This is a genomic window from Paenibacillus sp. P4_A7 (assembly GCF_056402455.1).
In genome coordinates this window covers 1-15,636 of sequence record NZ_JBFUHJ010000001.1, presented here as the reverse complement: position 1 = coordinate 15,636, position 15,636 = coordinate 1, and the positions used below count along the sequence as shown (strand labels likewise).

The following is a 15,636-nucleotide window of genomic DNA, read 5'->3' as shown; positions in this document are numbered from 1 at the left end:
GCCCGGGAAATTACCGCTCAGCGTGTAATCGAATTTCCCGGCTTCAACAGCGACGCAGGCAATAACCCACGCGCCCGAGCGACCATCACATTTTCATCTGTACTCCCCTTTGAGGAAAACTCACATTTCCAGGAGGCTATTATGAAGGCAACCGTATACGTCACCATCAAACAAAACGTTTTGGATCCACAAGGAACAGCTGTGCAAGGCGCACTACACACACTTGGTTTCTCTGAAGTCGGCAAAGTTCGCATCGGCAAATATTTAGAGCTTGAACTTGATACAACTGACCGTGCAGAAGCGGAAATCAAAGTAAAAGCAATGTGCGAGAAATTGTTCGCGAACACAGTTGTTGAAGATTACCGTTTTGAGCTGGAGGGATAAGACGATGAAGTTTGCGGTACTCGTATTTCCTGGCTCCAACTGCGACATCGATTGCTACAAAGCAGTGGAAGATACAATCGGCCAGTCTGTTGACTACGTTTGGCATACAGCCACAGATCTATCAGCGTATGACGCTATTCTAGTGCCTGGAGGCTTCTCCTACGGCGACTACCTGCGCTGCGGCGCGATTGCCCAGTTTGCGGCAGTTATGAGTGAAGTGAAAAAAGCAGCTGAAGCAGGCAAGTATATCCTTGGCATCTGCAACGGTTTTCAGATTTTGACTGAAGCTGGCCTACTGCCGGGCGCTCTAATCCGCAACAGTGGACTGAAATTCCGCTGCCACCAAGCTCAGCTTGAAGTAGTGAACAATAAAACAGCATTTACGAATCAATATTCGCAAGGCGAACTGATTAATATACCGATCGCGCACGGTGAAGGCAACTACTTCTGCGATGACGCGACACTTGCTGAGCTTAAAGCAAATGATCAAATTGTTTTCCGCTATGCGGGAGACACGAATCCGAATGGTTCGATTGAAAATATTGCAGGTATCAGCAATAAAGCGGGTAACGTTGTGGGCATGATGCCGCATCCAGAGCGCGCGATTGATCAAATTCTTGGCTCGGAAGATGGCAAACGGATGTTTACATCGATTTTGAATGCATGGAGGGAACAACATGGCGCAGCAGTTAACAGCTAAAGAACCGACGGCAGATCAAATCGCCGATCAACGGATTTACAGCCAATTTGGCGTATCCGATTATGAATTTGAGCTTATTTGCGGCTTTCTCGGCCGTAAGCCGAACTACACGGAGATTGGCGTATTCAGCGTCATGTGGTCAGAGCACTGCTCTTACAAAAACTCTAAGCCTATTTTGAAAAAATTCCCGATCACAGGACCTCGCGTACTTATGGGACCTGGTGAAGGCGCGGGTATCGTTGACATCGGCGATAATCAAGCGGTCGTATTCAAGATAGAATCGCATAACCATCCATCCGCGGTTGAGCCTTACCAAGGCGCAGCAACGGGAGTGGGCGGCATTATCCGTGATATTTTCTCCATGGGCGCTCGTCCGATCGCATTACTGAACAGCTTGCGTTTTGGCCGTCTGGAAAATGAACGTGTTAAATATTTGTTCGAAAATGTTGTCAGCGGTATTGCTGGCTACGGTAACTGTATCGGTATTCCGACGGTTGCGGGCGAAATTATGTTTGATGAAAGCTATGAAGGCAACCCGCTTGTTAACGCAATGTGCGTGGGTCTTATCGATCATGATAAAATCCAGCGTGGTGTCGCTAAAGGGATAGGCAACCCGGTATTCTATGTGGGACCTGCTACTGGACGCGATGGTATTCACGGCGCTACCTTTGCATCGGTTGAGCTATCCGAGGAATCCGAAGAAAACCGTACTGCGGTTCAAGTCGGCGATCCATTCATGGAGAAGCTTGTAATGGAAGCAACACTAGAGTTAATCGATTCCGGCATCGTAGTCGGTATTCAAGATATGGGCGCTGCTGGTCTTACTTGCTCCAGTGCGGAGATGGCTTCCAAAGCGGGTAATGGCCTTGAGCTTTACCTTGACGAAGTGCCACAGCGTGAGACTGGTATGACACCTTACGAAATGATGCTTTCTGAATCCCAAGAGCGTATGCTCTTCGTTGTTGAGCCGCATCACGAAGCTCAAGCAATGGAAATTTTCGAACGTTGGGGCATTATTTGTGCCAAAGTTGGTAAAGTAACGGATGACGGTCGTCTTCGTTTGTTCCACCAAGGCCAAGAAGTTGCCGATATGCCGGTTAAAGCGCTCGTTGACGAGTGCCCAGTATACGACAAGCCTTCGAAAGAGCCTGCTTACTATAGCGAAAATGGCGCTATCGACACAAATGATTTTGCTGAAATTACAGATTTGACTGGCGCTTTGGAGAAGGTACTTGCTTCCCCAACTGTGGCTAGCAAAGAGTGGGTTTATAATCAATACGACTACATGGTTCGTACATCTACTGCTGTTCAACCAGGTTCAGATGCGGCAGTTGTTACGATTCGCGGCACACGCAAGGCGCTTGCGATGACAACGGACTGTAACGGGCGTTATGTATACCTTGATCCTGAGGTAGGCGGACGTATCGCGGTTGCGGAAGCAGCTCGTAATATCGTTTGTTCCGGTGCACAGCCGCTGGCTGTTACGGATAACTTGAACTTCGGTAACCCGGAGAAGCCGGAAGTATTCTGGCAGCTTGAGAAATCAGCTGACGGTATGTCAGAAGCCTGCGTCATTCTTGATACACCTGTTATCGGTGGTAACGTGAGCTTGTATAACGAGAACGCTAAAGGAGCTATTTACCCGACACCAGTTATCGGTATGGTCGGTCTCGTGCATGATACGGATCACATTATGACACAAGGCTTCAAAGCAGAAGGCGACGTTATCATTCTCGTTGGCGAGACGAAAGCGGAGCTTGGCGGAAGTGAATTGCAATATGTAATGCAAGGCGCTCCTTCTGGTCGTCCTCCTGAAATTGACCTAGCTACAGAGAAGAAAGTACTAGATACAGTTCTTGCAGCTATTCAAAAAGGTCTTGTAGCTTCAGCGCATGACTTGTCTGAGGGCGGTATTGCGGTTGCTGTAGCTGAATCTTGCATTAGCGGACGTCTAGGTGCACAGGTTGCTCTTACTTCTGAGTTACGTGCAGATCACCTCTTGTTCAGTGAATCACAATCACGTATTTTGCTGTCAGCTAAGCCAGAACAAGCTGCTGCATTGCAAGCAATGCTTACAGAGCAAGGTGTTGTTAACACACAAGTCGGTACAGTTCAAGGCAGCAACCTAACTATCAGCATCAACGGAAAATCCGGCATTCAAGCGCCGGTACAACAACTGGAGAAGGTCTGGAAGGATGCGATTCCATGTCTGATGAAAAAGTAAGACAGGAGCCTCTGCTATGGACGGGAGACTACTATAACGAAGGCATTGGCCGTGACGATATGTTTGATAAATTGCGTGAAGAATGCGGCGTTTTCGGGGTATTTAATCTCCCCGAGGCGTCCAACCTTTCTTACTATGGTCTTCATGCGCTTCAGCATCGCGGCGAAGAAAGCGCGGGTATTTGTACGGTTGATACGAGCGATGGCAATAAATTTGCTTATCACCGCGGAATGGGACTTGTTAAGGAAGTTTTTGATAAAGATAAGCTTGATACTTTGGCGGGTGACCGTTCGATCGGGCATGTTCGCTACTCGACAGCAGGAGAAAGCAAGCTTGCCAACGCTCAGCCGCTAATTTTCCGCTATCGTGACGGCGACCTTGCGGTTGCTACGAACGGTAATATCGTAAACGCTCCGGAAATTCGTCGTGAGCTGGAAATGCAAGGCTCGATCTTCCAAACGTCCAGCGACACTGAGGTTATTGCCCATCTCATTGCACGCTCTTCTAAGGATTTCGAGACGGCTGCTAAGGAAGCTTTGCAGCGCCTTATTGGCGGATTCGCATTTTTGCTTATGACCAATGATAAGCTGCTTGTCGCAGCTGATCCGCACGCTCTACGTCCGCTCGTTATGGGACGTATTGGAGAGGGGTATGTATTTTCCTCAGAATCCTGTGCGTTTGAAACGATCGGTGCAGTTTATGAGCGTGACGTACAGCCAGGCGAATTGCTTATTCTCGACAAGGACGGTATGCGCGAGGATCGTTACGCTGAGGTTGACCGCCGCGCGACATGTGCGATGGAATATATCTATTTTGCTCGACCGGATAGTGACATTAATGGTATTAACATTCATATGGCGCGCAAACGTATGGGGCGTCAACTGGCATCGGAATCATTCGTTGATGCGGATATCGTAACAGGTGTTCCCGATTCAAGTATCTCAGCCGCGATTGGTTATGCAGAGCAAACGGGCATTCCATACGAGCTGGGCTTAATCAAAAATAAATATACAGGCCGGACCTTCATTCAGCCTTCTCAAGAGCTTCGCGAGAAGGGCGTGAAGATGAAGCTATCCGCTGTTCGTAAAGTGGTAGAAGGAAAGCGCGTCGTCATGATCGATGATTCGATCGTGCGCGGCACGACATCACTTCGTATCGTGAACCTGCTTCGCGAAGCGGGAGCAACTGAGGTGCATGTGCGGATCACATCTCCGCCATTCAAAAACCCTTGCTACTACGGCATAGATACACCTGATCGCAAGGAGCTTATCGCTTCTTCTCGTACGATTGAAGAGATTCGGAAGCAAATCAATGCGGACACTTTATCATTCCTAAGCAACGAAGGCTTTGTTGAGTCAGTTGGCGGCAATGACGGGGCGTACAATCGCGGTATGTGTCTAGCATGCTTCGATAACGACTACCCAACACCAGTTAACGAAGAGTCAGACAAAAGCTGCAGCTGTTAATTAAAATAAAAAAAATGATTATCCCTATGGAGCGATTGCTGCTCCTAAACCAGTTAAGGAGTTGACCGAAAGTGTCAGAAGCGTACAAAAAAGCCGGCGTCGATATAGCGGCGGGCAACGAAGCGGTTGAACGTATGAAGAAGCACGTAAAGCGGACTTACCGTCCAGAGGTGCTGGCAGAGCTTGGTGGCTTCGGCGGACTATTCAGCTTGAACAAAGACAAGTACGATGAGCCCGTGCTGGTATCCGGTACGGATGGTGTCGGAACAAAGCTGAAGCTTGCTTTTGCAATGGACAAACATGACACGATTGGCATCGATGCTGTAGCAATGTGCGTAAATGACATTATCGTACAAGGCGCTGAGCCTTTGTTTTTCCTTGATTACCTAGCTTGCGATAAAGTAGTTCCTGAGAAGATCGAAGCGATCGTTAAAGGGATTTCGGAAGGCTGTATTCAAGCGGGCTGTGCACTAATTGGCGGGGAAACGGCTGAAATGCCAGGTATGTATCAAGGCGGAGAATATGATATCGCAGGCTTTACTGTTGGTATTGTGGATAAGAAGAAAATGATTGATGGATCCACAATTGCTCCAGGTGATGCAGTTATCGGCTTCGCTTCGAGCGGTATTCACAGCAATGGCTTCTCCCTTGTTCGCCGCTTGCTGCTTGAGGATGCTGGCTATACGCTGGACCAAGAGCTTGCAGAGCTTGGCGGTGCGAAGCTTGGCGATGTGTTGATCGAGCCTACACGCATCTATGTGAAATCAGCACTTAAGCTGGTTGAGCAGGTTGAAGTGAAAGGCATGGCGCATATTACAGGCGGCGGATTTATCGAAAATATCCCTCGGGTGCTTCCTGATGGAGTGAACGTGGATATCGAATACGGCTCATGGCCGATTCTCCCTATATTTGATCTTATGCAAAATAAAGGCGACATTACAAATCGTGATATGTTCACGACTTTCAATATGGGTGTAGGTCTAGTAGTGGTTGTTCCAGCTGATCAAGCAAATGAAGCAGTGCGTATTGCTAATGAGCTTGGTGAGCAAGCGTATCGTATTGGAACCGTTACGGAAGGAAATCGCATCGTTACCTTTACAGGAGCGAGCGTATAATGGGAGCACTGCGCATCGCTGTTTTCGCTTCGGGAGAAGGTACCAACTTCCAAGCGATTGTGGATGCGGTGCAGGAGGGGAAGCTCGATGGGACCATCGAGCTTCTTGTCTGTGACAAGCCTGCCGCTCCGGTAGTCGGTCGTGCCTCACGCGCAGGCGTCGACACGTTCCTTTTTACACCAAAGAACTATCCGTCCCGTGAAGCTTACGAGACGGAAATTATAGCGGAGCTTCAGCGCCGCGGCATCGAGCTGATCGTGCTGGCTGGCTACATGCGAATCATCACACCGGTGCTCGTTGAGCCGTACTATGGCCGGATGATTAACATTCATCCAGCTCTATTGCCGTCTTTTCCCGGCGTGAACGGCATCGCGCAAGCGCTCGAATATGGCGTCAAGCTGACCGGCGTCACCGTCCACTATGTGGACGGCGGCATGGACAGCGGGCCAATCATCGCGCAGCGCGCAGTCGAAGTGGCTGACGCGGATACAGAAAGCTCGCTCGCCGTTAGGATCCACGCAGCCGAACAAGCGCTGCTGCCACAGGTTATCCAGCATATCGCGCAGGGCCGCGTCTCACTGGATGGTCGTCACGTGACAGTACGCGCTTAACTAGCTGCTCATTCGTTGGCTAGACAGTCGATCCGTATTATTAAGCTGTTATTAGCACATGTGGATAAGTAAGTTTTCTTAGTTTAGATAAGTTATACACATGTGGACAACGCACCCGTCTCATTCAATTAACCATCTGTGGATGAAAGTTTTCATTACTGGAGTTAGTCGCTTGTGGATAAAACCACTAATGAAGCTCTTAAACACTATAGACGCTATAGATAAGTTCTATTATTAATCTTAATAAAACAAGCTTTCAATTAGATGAGGAGGGAATTCGCATGGCTATTCGCAGAGCATTAATCAGCGTTTCCGATAAAACTGGAATCGTGGAGTTTTCCAGAGAGTTGGCGAACCAAGGCGTACAAATTATTTCTACAGGCGGCACTTTCAACCTGCTGCAAAAAGAAGGCGTTCCGGTAATCGGTATTTCTGACGTAACGGGCTTCCCAGAAATTATGGATGGACGCGTTAAAACATTGCACCCAGCCGTACATAGCGGTTTGCTTGCAGTGCGTGATAACGAAGAACACCAAAATTCGATGAAGGAGCTTGGTTTCGATTATATCGACCTCGTAATCGTAAACCTTTACCCTTTCAAAGAAACGATTGCTAAGCCAGATGTTTCATATGAAGATGCTATTGAAAATATCGACATCGGTGGTCCTACTATGCTTCGTTCCGCTGCCAAAAACCATGCTTTCGTAACGGTTGTTGTAGACGCGGGAGACTATGGAACGATTATTGAAGAAGTAAAAGCACAAGGCGACACAACGCTTGAAACTCGTAAGCGTCTTGCTGCAAAAGTGTTCCGTCACACAGCTTCTTACGATTCACTTATTGCAGATTACCTCTCCAAGCAAATGGGCGAGCCGCTTCCTGAGACTTATACGGTTACTTATGAGAAGGTACAAGATCTTCGCTACGGCGAAAATCCGCATCAAAAAGCTGCATTCTACAGCAAGCCGCTTGCAGCATCTGGCAGCGTAACAACAGCTGAGCAGCTGCATGGCAAAGAGCTTTCTTACAATAACATTAGCGATGCAAATGCTGCACTTGCGATTCTTAAGGAATTTGACGAGCCTGCAGTAGTAGCAGTTAAACATATGAACCCTTGCGGCGTAGGAATTGGTGCAACGATTCACGAAGCGTATCAAAAAGCATACGCGGCTGACCCTACATCGATTTTTGGTGGAATTGTAGCGGCTAACCGTACGATTGGCGCGGACACTGCTGAGCTGCTAGGCGGTATTTTCCTAGAAATTATTATTGCACCGGACTTTACTCCTGAGGCGCTTGATGTGCTGACGAAGAAGAAAAACATTCGTTTGCTTAAGCTAGGTCAGTTGACTGCAGCTGGCGAACGCAAACCAGAATGGAATGTAACGTCGGTTGACGGCGGCATGCTTGTGCAAGAGAGCGATGTGCATAGTGTGAAAGAAGAAGACTTGCAGGTTGTAACAAACCGTAAGCCAACTGAAGAAGAAATGAAGCAATTGCTGTTCGGTTGGAAGGTCGTTAAGCATGTGAAATCGAACGCGATTTTGCTAGCGAAGGACGATATGACTGTTGGTGTTGGAGCTGGTCAAATGAACCGTGTTGGCGCTGCTCGCATTGCAATTGAGCAAGCTGGCGAAGCGGCAAAAGGTTCAGCGCTTGCGTCTGATGCGTTTTTCCCAATGGGTGATACGGTTGAGCTTGCAGCAAAAGCCGGCATTACAGCAATCATTCAGCCAGGCGGATCGATTAAAGATGAAGAGTCGATCGCAGCTGCAAACGCGCATAACATCGCGATGGTTCTTACAGGCGTTCGTCACTTTAAACACTAATTAGTTTTATAGAGAGAGACTTATTACGTTTCATTTGATAGTGCCTTACCATTAATGAGCTTACCTCACTAATTCCGTAAAAGCCTCATCCTCAGATTGAGATATACCTCAGATAAAATGAGGACGGCAGAGTCTGAGCTTTAATATTCCTGAAACTAATGAGTTACTTGGAGGTAATTTGCTATGCGCATATTGGTCATTGGTGGCGGCGGACGTGAGCATGCAATCGTCTGGGCGCTGAAGAAAAGCGAGAAGGTTAAAGAGATTTTTTGCGCGCCGGGAAATGCAGGCATTTCCCAGCTTGCGACATGTGTGCCGATTGCGGTAGGGCAGTTCGATGAACTGATCCATTTTGCTAAGGAAGCACAAATCGATCTCGTATTCGTCGGTCCGGATGATCCGCTTGCGGACGGAATCGTTGACGCTTTTGAAGCGGCTGGTATCCAAACGTACGGACCTCGCAAAAACGCGGCGGAAATCGAAGGCAGCAAAATCTTCATGAAAAATTTGCTGAAAAAATACGATATTCCAACTGCAAAATATGAGACCTTCACAGACTATGAGTCAGCTTCGGCATATTTGCACAAGCAATCCGCTCCAATCGTTATTAAAGCTGACGGTTTGGCAGCAGGAAAGGGCGTAACCGTTGCGGCAACTCTTGAAGAAGCGGAGCAGGCTCTGCGCGAAATGATGGTTGATAAAGTATTTGGTGAAGCGGGCAGCCAAATTGTCATCGAGGAATGCCTCGTAGGACAAGAAATGTCGATCCTTGCATTCGTTGACGGAGAGACGGTTCGTGCGATGGTTCCTGCGCAGGACCATAAGCCGATTTTTGACGGGGATAAGGGTCCAAACACAGGCGGTATGGGTACGTATACTCCACTTCCACATATCGATCAAGCGATCATTGACGAGTCGATCGCGAACATCATTATTCCAACTGCTAAAGCAATGGTTAGTGAAGGACGTCCGTTCCGAGGTGTTCTGTTCGCAGGTCTCATGATTACGAAGGATGGTCCGAAAACGATCGAATTCAATGCGAGAATGGGCGATCCAGAAACTCAGGTTGTACTGCCGCGTCTGAAAACAGATTTGCTTGACATCGTTCTGGCATCGTTTGATGGCAGTTTAGATCAAATAGATATTCTGTGGAGTGAAGAAGCGGCAGTTTGTGTCGTTATTGCATCGGAAGGTTATCCAGCAGCTTATCCGAAAGGCCGCGTTATTACAGGTCTTACGGAAGCGGAAGCACAAGGCGCTCTCGTATTCCACGCGGGTACAGCGGAGAAGGATGGACAGTTCGTCACCAATGGCGGACGTGTGCTTGGCGTCGTAGGCCGCGGCCGAGATATTGCAGAAGCGCGTGCGCGTGCTTATGAAGCGGTCAGCGTTATCGATTTCGAAGGAAAGCAAAGCCGTACGGATATTGCTGCTAAAGCACTCTTGTAAAAGCTCAATTTCAATTACAATAAGCTCAAATGATCAATGAAAATTGATCATTTGAGCTTTTCTGCTAAAATGTCAGAAGAACTCGAAATATGTTACTAATTTGTAACTCTATTAATCTTCTATTCCTATAAAATAAAGCTATCACAGGAATAGAAGGTGAACGATTTGGAGAAATCAAAAAAACGTCGTAGGAGATTAGGAATTCTGATCTTATTAGCAGCAATAATGGTTTGGGTTGGGGGCTGTGCTATTGGTCAGCCGGTAGGTTTGTCGACACTCAATCCAGTAGGCGGAGAAACACATGTAAACAAAGGAAATAATGAGCAAGGGAAACAACCGAATGCAGGAACAGAAGATGGTTCAAAAGTCGTAGTTGATAAAGATTCGCCAGACGGAGCAGTAGTCAATGGCAATTTGGAGAAGCCTAGTGTTGATGAGGGCAAAAAACCTGTAAATAATCAAGCAGATGGCGATGTGGATAAATCACCTCCAACTGACAAAAATAATGGCTCAGAAACTACGCCTCCGAAGACGGATAAGACAGAAACGGACAAGCCAGAAACGGATAAGACAGAAACGGACAAGCCAGAAACGGACAAGCCGGATAAGCCAGACAAGGTTACTCCAAGTGATAAGAAAAAAATCGTTGCACTTACCTTTGATGATGGACCTGATACCCGTCATACAACGGTCATATTGGATATCCTAAAGGAAAAAGGTATTAAAGCGACTTTCTTCTTAGTAGGTACGCAGGTAGCTAAGTATCCGGAGGTTGTGAAGCGCATAAATGACGAAGGACACGCAATCGGCAATCATTCTTATGATCATAAAGATTTATCCAAGCTAAGTGAACAACAAGTTATAAGCGAAATGACTAGAACGGATGATCTGCTTAATGAAGCACTCGGCTTTACGCCAACGCTGTTCCGCGCTCCTTATGGCGCCGTTTCAAATACACTCAAAAATGTTCTTAAAACAAATGGCCGCGAATTAATTGGCTGGAATGTGGATACACGCGATTGGGCAGGTACATCAATTTCAGACATGCGCCACATGATAAAGCATGATACGAGGCCGGGCAGTACAATATTGATGCATTCTTTTGGCAATAAGCATGTTAAAAACACGGTAGAAATGTTGCCTGATGTTATTAAGGATTTACAGGATATGGGCTATTCGTTCGTTACATCTGACCAAATGCAATAGACTAGAGGCGAGCGTAAAGCACGAGGAGGCAGTAAATTTGGTTGAGGCTGATTATTTGAAGGCCAAAGATAGACGAAGGAGAATGATCCGACCCAGCATTATACTAGGTGGGGTCATTCTTCTTGTCTTTCTGGCAACAGGCTGCCGTTATACGATGACACCGGGGGATCTACTGCAGAAGCCGGCTATATCATCAGACAAGCAGGCAATATTGAATGCTTTAGAAAAAGCGCTTCCTGTCTACAGCAAGCTTACGCTGCCGATTAGAGAGGATATGAAGGAGGCCATCCGTTTTGTAGATATTGACGGAGATGGCACGACGGAAGCGATCGTATCCTACTACAACGAATACAGCACCCCAGAATTAATGGTGTTTAAATATGCGGCAGACATGTGGAAGCCTTGGGTACTCGTACAAGAGCCGCTTGCACGTCAAATCGCTTGGTTGAAGATTGAGGATCTCGATGCAGATGGACAAATGGAGCTCATAGTCGGATGGATCGGCGCGTTTGATAGTCCGAATGTGCTTGATGTTTATTCTTTTAACTCGAAGCCTATTCGGAATGAAACGGGAAAGCTTGTGCTTGAACCGATTGAATCATTACCCTACTCCTATGCGGAAACAGGCGATCTAAACAATGATGGAGCAGTAGAGCTTGCTGTTATATCTGAGATGGGTACGAAACAGGAATATGACCTGCCAGAGTATGATCTAACTCTTTATAAATGGAAGGATAACCGGTTGGCGAAATGGATTGAAGTGCCGGTAAATAACGAGGTTAACAGTTATGAACGATTGATTATGGGACGGGTGTCACCGCTGCATAATGGTATTATTTTGGAAGGGTCTGTGGGTGCTCATAGCTCTTATACCGCCATGTATGCATGGGAGAGAGGAAAGCTTCGACTTGTCTACCCAGTAGAGTCGTCAGCTGATGGAGGATTTACAGGGACACCTACGCGCAGCTCTGATATTAATGGTGATGGAATAATAGAGCTGCATTGGACAAGGGAAGCCCCCGGATATCCGAATACTTCTTATGCAGATTCCAAGTGGATCAATGAATGGATGCAATGGGATGGTCAAAATAGTTTTGTGAAAATTACGGAGGAGTTCAGCGACTATGGCTATGGCATTCAACTGCGCATACCAGACCAATGGATCGGTCGCTATACGATGAGCAATGCAGATGATGAGCAATTTGCTGTCGTGAATATCGATTATTGGAATAAGGAAACTGATCTTACATCGAAGCTGGCCACCTTATACGCTGTGCCGCAAAAACAGTGGGAGGAAGTAGAATCTGAATGGAAGCAACAGTCGCGTTCAACCAAGGTTTTGCTCAAGGACAGCGGCAACGTCTACGCTATTTCGTTCGTGAAGGAAGCTCCGATTGATTGGACTGCCGAGGAGCGGCAAGCGTTCAGTAAGATGATGGAGGTGGAAGACCAGCTCGTTTCTTCTTTGACAGTTCGAAAAAACTAGCAGAGAAGAGCAGGCTGTAACTTATGCGAATTTTATTGTTAGAGGACGAGGAGTCAATCCGCGGATTTGTGCGAATCAATCTGAAACGAAACGATATGGAAGTAGTCGAAGCTGAAAATGGTGAGGATGCACTTTCATTTGCAGATACAATGGGACCGTTCGATATCGCGCTGCTGGATGTTATGCTTCCGACAATTAGCGGATTTGAGGTTTGTGAGCAGCTTCGCGAGCGATATCCGCGTATGGGAATCATTATGTTGACTGCGAAGTCGCAGGAGGAGGACAAGATTTACGGATTGGAGCTTGGGGCTGACGATTATGTACAGAAGCCGTTTAGCCCAGGGGAGCTGATAGCAAGAATTAAATCTTTGTATCGGAGAATGAAGCCGGGACTTGAATCTGTAAATACAGAGGTTAGCGCAGCCATAGAGGTCAATCCGTCATTACCAGTGAAGCATGAGGAACAAGTGGATCGAGAGGGTCATGCCATTGCTCCAAACAGCGCCCAGGCTCAAGTGCAAATATCAACACAACCAATTGCTCAGCAAAGTATAGCGCCTATGCCAATGCGGTCAGAGACTTCGATAAGGGCTCATTTGGAGCTGAACGTAAATCCATTTCGACTATCGGTGGCCGAGCGGAAATTGTGGAAGAATGAAATCGAAATTATTTTAACGCCTACAGAATGGACGCTTGTACGTTTGTTGATGGAACGCGTTGGAGAGAGTGTGAGTCGCGATCATATCTTAACCGAGGTATGGGGACGTTATTATGTAGGTGATTTAAAGGTTGTTGACGTAAACATTCGCAGAATTCGACAAAAAATTGAATGTAATCCGTCTGAGCCATCTTTTATTGAAACGGTATGGGGCTACGGCTATCGCTGGAAGAGGGGCATAAACGAATGAGGAGCTTGCAAGCGAGAATGGTGTGGAGCTATTTGCTGCTCATCGTGCTTGTTGTCAGTGTGCTTGGCGGTGCCTTCGCGGCTTTGATGTGGAATTATTATTACGGAGGAGCGCATAGCTCAGTGAAGCAGCGGGCCGAGTCGGCACTAACGCTGCACAGCCGCTCATTATCTTCACTTACAGTGGAGGATCAGGCGGATTATTTACTGCAATATATGGTTGAAGGCGGAACGGGTCTGCAATTGCTGGACAGCACAGGCCAAGTGCGTATTGATTCGGACGGCTTTGCCCCTAATATTAACTATACGACACCGGATGTGAAAAGCGCGATTTCCGGATCGACAGGAAGCTGGAGAGGCGAAGATCCTTATTACGGGCAAAGGGTATTATCGGTCACCATTCCGTTATGGAATGATAAAAGAGTCGTATCCTTGCTTCGCTATTCAGTCTCACTGGAGCAGGTAGATGCAACAGTCTACTTAATAATTCGAATGGCAGCATTGGTGGGAATCAGTGTTGTTCTATTATTTCTTGGTTTAAGCTTATTTTTAGCACAACGGATCGTACAGCCTATTCGTGAATTGACACGTGCTGCCCGGTACATGGCAGATGGTGATTGGACGCGCCGCGCCTTGCGAAGAAGCGATGACGAGATCGGTCAGCTAGCAGAAACATTTAATACGATGGTTATCGAATTAAACAAACGAGAGAAGCTAAAAGATGATTTTATTTCATCTATCTCGCATGAGCTGCGCACACCGTTGACTTCGATCAAAGGATGGAGCGAAACGCTAAGAGATAGCAAGCCGTCCGATGATGATGAAGAGGTTAAGCTAGGGTTAATGATTATTAGTAAGGAGACCGAGCGTCTATCTGGTCTCGTAGAGGACTTGCTTGATTTCTCCAAGCTTTCTGCACGAACGATGGAGCTTCATACCGAGGTACTTGATTTTAATGGTCCGGTGAAGGAAACCGTACGTCAGCTCGCTGTTCGTGAGGAGCAGACACGTGTACGATTATTACCCACCTATGTAAAAGGCCCAATCCTAGTGTGCGGAGATGCGAACCGATTGAAGCAGGTGATCATTAACTTGATTGATAATGCGTTTAAGTTTACAGAAGCGGGTGGTACGATTCGGATCGTAACGCTGGTTGAACAGGATTATGCTCTGTTGAAGGTTTCTGACACAGGGGTGGGAATTGATGCGGATGATTTGCCGCTTGTGACAGATAAATTTTATAAGGGAAATACGATGCAGGGCGGCTCTGGATTAGGTCTCGCGATTTGCAAGGAGATCATCGAGCTCCACGATGGTCAGCTTACCATTGACAGCGAACGCGGAGCAGGTACGATCGTTACCATACGTCTGCCGCTTATTCGTGAAGAGTAGCCACAGACAGGTAGTTATTCTTTATAAAATAGCAAGCTTTTGTTTGCTATCACGTAGAAAATTGCTACGGTAACCCCGATAACCAGCAGGGTAGCGAGCCAATGCTCCTGTAACCATGCAATCCATAATGGCATTTAAGTACCTCCTTAAAATTTTGCTGTGGCAGAATGACTTCGAAAGGTTTTTTGTGAAAAACCAACTTCGAAAGAATACGCTTGTATTTTGTCATTACCAAGTAGTATGTCCCTCATTCGTTTCATGTATTTAATGGGTGGCACAAGCTAGGTCATACAAGCATATAGTTAGACTAAATAGAAACATGATGCCGGAACAGGGCGTTATGTTTCTATTTATGTTTTTATTTGCAGTAAGCTTTCTTTTTTTTCGACAAAAACTGTGTTAATCTCAGGTATTGACATCAAAGATGCAATAGAAGGAGCGAATGATGGACCACAGGAAGTACTGGTCACAGCTGTTGATTACTTAGGCGCGCTGATTCGAATGCGGGTGAAGTAAATTGCTTGAACTAAACGGCATAATTAAAAGGTATAATGGAGATAAAACATCTGCTATTGATCAGATCGATTTACATATTAAGACTGGGGAATTCGTCGCTGTGCTTGGACGAAGAGGACGGCACTATCTACTAAACTCTGAAGGGAATGAGATGAATGTCTGAAACAAATAAGATTAAATTGACAAGTCTATCAAGCAAAGGGGGATGYGGTTGCAAAATAGGTCCTGCAGATCTTTCCGAGGTTCTTCGGAATCTTCCCGTATCTGAACCGAACCCTAACTTGCTTGTTGGACTAGATACAAGTGATGATGCGGGTGTATACAAGCTAAGTGATGAGCTAGCACTAGTAC

General features: G+C 46.8%; 12 protein-coding genes and 2 pseudogenes. All 14 read left to right on the top strand.

The window, feature by feature from the left end; translation table 11 throughout:
* Positions 1-138 precede the first annotated feature (138 nt).
* The gene (gene purS, locus AC1DWN_RS00070; RefSeq protein ID WP_477556961.1) at positions 139-384 is read left to right on the top strand and encodes a phosphoribosylformylglycinamidine synthase subunit PurS; all 246 of its coding nucleotides are present in this window, start codon (positions 139-141) and stop codon (positions 382-384) included.
* Between the two features lie 4 nt (positions 385-388).
* Positions 389-1,084: a phosphoribosylformylglycinamidine synthase subunit PurQ gene (purQ, locus tag AC1DWN_RS00065; protein WP_477556906.1), complete on the top strand. Its 696-nt coding sequence runs from the start codon at positions 389-391 to the stop codon at positions 1,082-1,084.
* Positions 1,062-3,308, top strand: coding sequence for a phosphoribosylformylglycinamidine synthase subunit PurL (gene purL / locus AC1DWN_RS00060; RefSeq protein WP_477556905.1), 2,247 nt, complete (start codon positions 1,062-1,064; stop codon positions 3,306-3,308). The genes purQ and purL overlap by 23 nt, the downstream gene beginning before the upstream one ends.
* Positions 3,290-4,774 carry an amidophosphoribosyltransferase gene (gene purF, locus AC1DWN_RS00055; RefSeq protein ID WP_477556904.1) on the top strand — a complete coding sequence of 495 codons (1,485 nt, stop codon included), beginning with the start codon at positions 3,290-3,292 and terminating at the stop codon, positions 4,772-4,774. The genes purL and purF overlap by 19 nt, the downstream gene beginning before the upstream one ends.
* A gap of 71 nt (positions 4,775-4,845) precedes the next feature.
* Positions 4,846-5,889 carry a phosphoribosylformylglycinamidine cyclo-ligase gene (purM, locus tag AC1DWN_RS00050; RefSeq protein ID WP_477556903.1) on the top strand — a complete coding sequence of 348 codons (1,044 nt, stop codon included), beginning with the start codon at positions 4,846-4,848 and terminating at the stop codon, positions 5,887-5,889.
* Positions 5,889-6,500, top strand: a complete 612-nt coding sequence (gene purN / locus AC1DWN_RS00045; RefSeq protein ID WP_477556902.1) for a phosphoribosylglycinamide formyltransferase — start codon at positions 5,889-5,891, stop codon at positions 6,498-6,500. The genes purM and purN overlap by 1 nt, the downstream gene beginning before the upstream one ends.
* 281 nt (positions 6,501-6,781) lie before the next feature.
* Positions 6,782-8,329 carry a bifunctional phosphoribosylaminoimidazolecarboxamide formyltransferase/IMP cyclohydrolase gene (gene purH / locus AC1DWN_RS00040; protein WP_475812375.1) on the top strand — a complete coding sequence of 516 codons (1,548 nt, stop codon included), beginning with the start codon at positions 6,782-6,784 and terminating at the stop codon, positions 8,327-8,329.
* A 183-nt stretch (positions 8,330-8,512) separates the two neighbouring features.
* On the top strand, positions 8,513-9,778 hold the full coding sequence (purD, locus tag AC1DWN_RS00035; RefSeq protein ID WP_477556901.1) for a phosphoribosylamine--glycine ligase: 1,266 nt from the start codon (positions 8,513-8,515) through the stop codon (positions 9,776-9,778).
* Positions 9,779-9,943: 165 nt separating this feature from the next.
* Positions 9,944-10,984, top strand: coding sequence for a polysaccharide deacetylase family protein (locus AC1DWN_RS00030; RefSeq protein WP_477556900.1), 1,041 nt, complete (start codon positions 9,944-9,946; stop codon positions 10,982-10,984).
* 37 nt (positions 10,985-11,021) lie between these two features.
* Positions 11,022-12,470: an FG-GAP repeat domain-containing protein gene (locus AC1DWN_RS00025; protein ID WP_477556899.1), complete on the top strand. Its 1,449-nt coding sequence runs from the start codon at positions 11,022-11,024 to the stop codon at positions 12,468-12,470.
* 23 nt (positions 12,471-12,493) lie between these two features.
* Positions 12,494-12,859: pseudogene (locus AC1DWN_RS00020) on the top strand (response regulator transcription factor); the annotation flags it as partial.
* The gene (locus AC1DWN_RS00015; RefSeq protein ID WP_477556960.1) at positions 12,851-13,378 is read left to right on the top strand and encodes a winged helix-turn-helix domain-containing protein; all 528 of its coding nucleotides are present in this window, start codon (positions 12,851-12,853) and stop codon (positions 13,376-13,378) included. The pseudogene AC1DWN_RS00020 and the gene AC1DWN_RS00015, both read left to right, overlap by 9 nt.
* Positions 13,375-14,769, top strand: coding sequence for a sensor histidine kinase (locus AC1DWN_RS00010; protein WP_477556898.1), 1,395 nt, complete (start codon positions 13,375-13,377; stop codon positions 14,767-14,769). Before AC1DWN_RS00015 ends, AC1DWN_RS00010 begins: the two co-directional genes overlap by 4 nt.
* 671 nt (positions 14,770-15,440) lie before the next feature.
* Positions 15,441-15,636, top strand: a pseudogene (locus tag AC1DWN_RS00005) (selenide, water dikinase SelD); the annotation flags it as partial.